Annotated in this window: 6 protein-coding genes and 1 riboswitch; of the genes, 4 read left to right on the top strand and 2 right to left on the bottom strand. The window is 71.9% G+C overall.

The genetic code is table 11. From position 1 onward, the window contains the following. The coding region (locus G6020_RS04370; protein ID WP_182609795.1) for a DUF3027 domain-containing protein at positions 1 to 535 on the bottom strand (535 nt) is incomplete at its 3' end. Positions 536 to 592: 57 nt separating this feature from the next. Between G6020_RS04370 and G6020_RS04375 the strand changes: the two genes are divergently transcribed. From G6020_RS04375 to G6020_RS04385, 3 genes are read left to right on the top strand one after another with little or no spacing between them, the layout of a single operon-like run. Then, the gene (locus G6020_RS04375; RefSeq protein WP_182609790.1) at positions 593 to 1,507 is read left to right on the top strand and encodes a glutaminyl-peptide cyclotransferase; all 915 of its coding nucleotides are present in this window, start codon (positions 593 to 595) and stop codon (positions 1,505 to 1,507) included. Further along, positions 1,500 to 2,891, top strand: coding sequence for an MFS transporter (locus G6020_RS04380; protein ID WP_182609791.1), 1,392 nt, complete (start codon positions 1,500 to 1,502; stop codon positions 2,889 to 2,891). The genes G6020_RS04375 and G6020_RS04380 overlap by 8 nt, the downstream gene beginning before the upstream one ends. Beyond that, entirely contained in the window at positions 2,888 to 3,397 is a 510-nt protein-coding gene (locus tag G6020_RS04385; protein WP_182609792.1) for a DUF2771 family protein, read from the top strand. The genes G6020_RS04380 and G6020_RS04385 overlap by 4 nt, the downstream gene beginning before the upstream one ends. 9 nt (positions 3,398 to 3,406) lie before the next feature. Here the strand turns inward: G6020_RS04385 and G6020_RS04390 are convergent, their stop codons facing one another. Beyond that, complete coding sequence (locus G6020_RS04390) at positions 3,407 to 3,808, bottom strand: cold shock domain-containing protein (protein ID WP_182609793.1); 402 nt, start codon at positions 3,806 to 3,808, stop codon at positions 3,407 to 3,409. Positions 3,809 to 3,929: 121 nt separating this feature from the next. Between G6020_RS04390 and G6020_RS04395 the strand changes: the two genes are divergently transcribed. Next, positions 3,930 to 4,211, top strand: coding sequence for a hypothetical protein (locus tag G6020_RS04395; protein WP_182609794.1), 282 nt, complete (start codon positions 3,930 to 3,932; stop codon positions 4,209 to 4,211). Between the two features lie 178 nt (positions 4,212 to 4,389). Beyond that, positions 4,390 to 4,546, top strand: a riboswitch (cyclic di-AMP (ydaO/yuaA leader). Positions 4,547 to 4,684 lie beyond the last annotated feature (138 nt).

The raw sequence follows: 4,684 nt of genomic DNA on the forward strand, positions 1-4,684 counted from the left end.
ATCGGGCGGCGGCGGCCGACCGGCCCTCCCGGCTCAGGTGCCGTGGCCTGCCGAGCCCGACTGGGCCGGCGACCTCGTCGAGCCCGTCGTCCCCGGTGAGGAGTTGTCCCGGGACCAGACGCTCGTCGTCGTCCGCGGGGGGCAGCAGATCACCGGCACCCAGATCGCCCGGGCGGATCCTCTTCTCCCACGGCACCCACTCCGGGGCCACCACCGAGTCGGGACCGGGGAGGAGCGAGATCTCGTCGACCGTCAGCTCGCCGCCGGGGACCAGCGCCAGGACGCAGGCCCAGTACCACCCGCGGTAGCCGGGGAGGTCCGAGGCGAACCGGTGCGTCGTGGTGAACGGCGCCTCGACGACGGCCCCCCGGTGCTCTCCCACGCCGTCGGACGCGAACTCCTCCACGGCGGCACGCGCCACGTCAACGCCCGAGGCCAGTCTCTCGCGCAGGGCCTCGTCGAAGCCCGAGGCCTGATCGGTGCTCACGGGGTCCGCCTCCTGATCCGTGCCTACCTCGGTGTTCACCCCACCCATTATGCGCGTCATCGCGACAGCGTCGCGGTCCGGCCCGTAGTACGGCATCCTTGACGCATGCGCAGCGTCCTCGGCACCCTCGGCCCTCTCGCGGTCTCCCTCTCCCTCGTCGGCGCCGTCGCGGCGTGTACCGCGACCGGTTCCGACGACGCCGGGAGCGCCACGTCCCCCGGCGCCTCCCTCGCGCCGTCGAGCATGCCCACCGGCTCCGGCTCCGGCTCCGGTTCCGGGTCCGGCGACGCGGGCGGCGGACAGGTGCCGGTGGGCCCGGCCGAGCCCCGGCCCGTACGGGGTTCGGTCGAGGTCGTCCGGACCCTGCCGCACGATCCTGAGTTGTTCACCCAGGGTCTGCAGGTGGTGGGCGACGAGATCTACGAGTCGACGGGTGAGTTCACCCGCTCGCAGGTGCAGCGCCGCCCGCTCGCCGGCGGCCCGCCCACCGTCTCCGTGCGGATGGCGGACGACGAGTTCGGCGAGGGCCTGGCCGTCACCCCGGACACCCTCTGGACCCTGACCTGGACCAACGGGATCGCCCACAACCGGGACCCCCGGACCCTCGAGGTGCGCTCCGAGGTGCCGTACGTGGGCGAGGGCTGGGGCCTGTGTTACGACGGCGAACGGCTGATCATGAGCAACGGCTCCGACCAGCTGACCTTCCGCGACCCCGTCACCTTCGAGCCCACCGGCACGGTCTCGGTGACCTCGGGGGGCACACCCGTGGTCCGGATCAACGAACTCGAGTGCGCGGACGGCACCGTCCTCGCCAACGTCTGGATGACGGACGAGGTCATCCGCATCGACCCCGCCACCGGCGCGGTCACCGCCATCTACGACGCCTCGGCGCTCGAGCGACCCCGGCCGGCCAGCCGGGAGGCGGTTCTCAACGGGATCGCCGCGCTCCCCGGTTCGGAGAACGTGCTGCTCACAGGGAAGTTGTGGCCGACGATGTACGAGGTGCGCCTCATTGGCTGACCGCTCCCCCGGGCCGACCCGTCGAGCCGCGGCCACCGTCGGCCGGGGCGTCCGGCGGGTCTTCCACGCCGACGGGGCCGACAGATCGGGCCTGTCGCAGCTGAGTTACGTCACCGTCGCCAACTTCGCGTGCGACGCCATCCTCGCCGTCGCCCTGGCCAACACGTTGTTCTTCTCCGCCGCCACCGCCGAGTCGCGGAGCAACGTGGCCCTGTACCTCCTCGTCACGGTCGCCCCGTTCGCGCTGATCGCCCCGGTGATCGGACCGGCCCTCGACCGGCTGCGGAGCGGGCGGCGCCTCACGGTGTCGTTGACCTTCACCCTGCGGGCGGTGCTCGCGGTGATCCTCGCGCTCAACTTCGACTCCTGGCTGCTGTATCCCCTCGCGCTGGGGATGCTCGTGCTGTCCAAGACCTTCGGCGTGGTCAAGGCGTCGATCACCCCGCACGTCCTGCCGCCGGCGCTCGACCTGGTCCGGACGAACTCCCGGCTGACGGTGCTCGGCCACGTGGGCGGGTCGTTGATCGCAGGGGCCCTCGCCGGAGCCGTGTCGTGGGTGTGGGGCTCCGACGCGGCCCTGTGGCTGCTCGCCGCGGTGGCGCTGGTGACGGCGTACATCGCGATGACCATCCCCGCACACGCCGAGGCCTCGCTCGACGAGGAGTCGGCGACCCTGCGCGTGGACCGGGGCCGCCCGCTCGTCAGCGGGCTCAAGGCCGTTCTCACCCGGCCGCTGGGCCGTCAGGTCCTGGCCAACCTCTGGGCCGTGTCGATGGTCCGGTTCATGACCGGCTTCCTCACCCTGTTCCTCGCGTTCGTGGCCAAGGCCCAGGAGAACGCCACCGCGGCGGAACAGGCCGGGATGCTCGCGATCGCCGGTGCGGCGGGAGGACTCGGCACCTTCGTGGGGAATGCCGTGGGCGCCCGTCTCCCCCTGGGCCGACCGGGCAGGATCACCACGACGGCGGCGGGCGCAGCGCTGTCGGCGGCGGTGGTCGCGGCGTTCCTCGGCAACATCTGGGCGGCGGCCCCCCTCGCACTGGTGGCGGCGGTGTGCAGCGCGCTCGGCAAGGTGGCGCTCGACGCGTCGATCCAGACGGACATCCCCGACTCCGCACGGTCCTCCGCGTTCGGCCGGTCCGAGACGGCGCTACAACTGGCGTGGGTCGCGGGCGGTGCGCTGGGGGTCCTCCTCCCGCCGGACTTCACTGTGGGCTTCAGCGTGATCTCGGTCGTGGGCGCCCTGCTGTTCGGCCAGTCGCTCCTGACCGCGCGCGGGTCCACCCTGGTACCGGGGCTCGGCGGCAACCGACCCAGGTTCCCCGGAGCGCCACGTGACCCCCGTGCATTCGGCGCGCGCCTGCTCGGCAGAATGGAGGAGTGAGCTCTCACAGCGATGCCCCCGCGTCCGGCACCCGCGTCCGCCCAGTCACCTGGGCGATCCTGGCGTGGGTGATCATCATGGTCGCCGCGATCGTCGGAGCGTGGCAGGGCTCCGCCTCACGTCACGGGGCGGTGCCGGCGATCACCGTCGCCACCGACCGCGACCACGTGGAGGTACTGCCGTTCGCCGCGACGGACCTCGACGGCACGAGCTACACCAACCCGGTGGGTGAGTTCACGGTCACCGGTGAACACACCCTCACGGTGCGGCTGCCGGTGGAACTGCGCCGCGCCACGCTCGACGTCTACGAGATCCGCGCGGACGGGTTCCGCGAATACACCCTCGAACCCGACGGCCCCGGCGAACTACTCATCCCGGTCACCCTCCCTGACGAGGGACGGATCGAAGGACTGGCACTCCGCGGGGTCGCGCTCGTCTACGCGGCGGACGGCTCCGAGACCATCCTCAGCGGCGAGTGGTCCGTCGGGATCACCTACACGGACTGAGCCGGCAGGTCACGCGTCCAGTTCGCGGGCGACGGCGCGGAGCACCGACGCCACGCGACCCGACACCTTGTGGTCGGGACGGTGGCCGCGCCGCAACTCGGGTTGGACGGTCGTCTCGAGGACCTTGATCATGTCCTCGACCATCCCGTGCAGTTCATCGGGCGAGTGCCGTGGGCCGCCACGGGGGGCACGATCCTGCACGGTGGCGGGCTCCTCGTGCACGACCACCCGCAGAGCCTGGGGGCCACGCCGACCGGAGACCATGTCGAACTCCACGCGCTGGCGGGGCCGGAGCGTGTCCACCCCGTCCGGGAGCGCGTCGGACCGGACGTAGACGTCCTCCCCGCCCTCATGGGACAGGAAACCGAAACCCTTCTCCGCGTCGTACCACTTGACCCTGCCACTGGGCACCGCGAACCACCTCTCCACACGATCGCGCACACGTGCGACCGACATCCACCACGAATCACTCGAGACTACCCTCGCCGAGGCGGTGGCCCGGAGCCCCCGCCGGGCCGGTAGCCTCCCCCGTGTGACCCCTGACGCCCGACCCCCAGCCGACGAGCCCGACCCCTGGGCGCCCCACGCGGCCGAGCCCGCCCCGGTCCGGCCCAGACGCCGCGGTCTGTTCGTCGCGGCGCTCGCCGTCTTCGCCGTCGGCGTGGTCTTCACGATCCTCGCCGCACTCACCCCGTTCGTCCTGGACCGGGACGCGCCCACCTTCCTGTACCTCGGCGCGATGGTGTTCACCCCGGTGGGGTTCCTCCTGGGACTGCTGTACGCGATTCTCGGCTCGCGACCACCCAGGGTGTGACGGAACCCACCCTCTCGCGAAGTTCCAGGTAACAGGCCGATAACGCCGCCTTCCGCCTTGCTGCGTGACCTGGTTTTATCTCAGAATGGTGACGATCCGGCATCAAGCCGCTACTGTTCGGGGCAGACTCGTCAGCGAGTTGGCATCGGACGCACCACCGAACCCCGCCCTGCGGCCGATGCGACATTGACCGTTACCGGGCGGGGACGGGGGACCCGATCAGGGCCCACCTCGGGCCGGCGACCACAGGTCGCCTTGGGGTCAAGCCGCCGCAGGCGGCCGGGCGCACTCGTCCGAACCCGACAGCTCACCCCGTAGGCACAGAGTGAAAAGGACTGACGCGTATATGACCTCGAACACCGGACGCCACCGCGCTGCCGCCACCGCCTCCGCGCCCAGGACGGCGGTGAAGGTCGTCCTCGCGGGCACCGCGTTCTCCGCCGCGGGGCTCGCCCTCGCCCCGGCCGCCAACG

The sequence above is a fragment of the Dietzia sp. B19 genome (assembly GCF_014145155.1).
GTDB lineage: Bacteria > Actinomycetota > Actinomycetes > Mycobacteriales > Mycobacteriaceae > Dietzia > Dietzia natronolimnaea.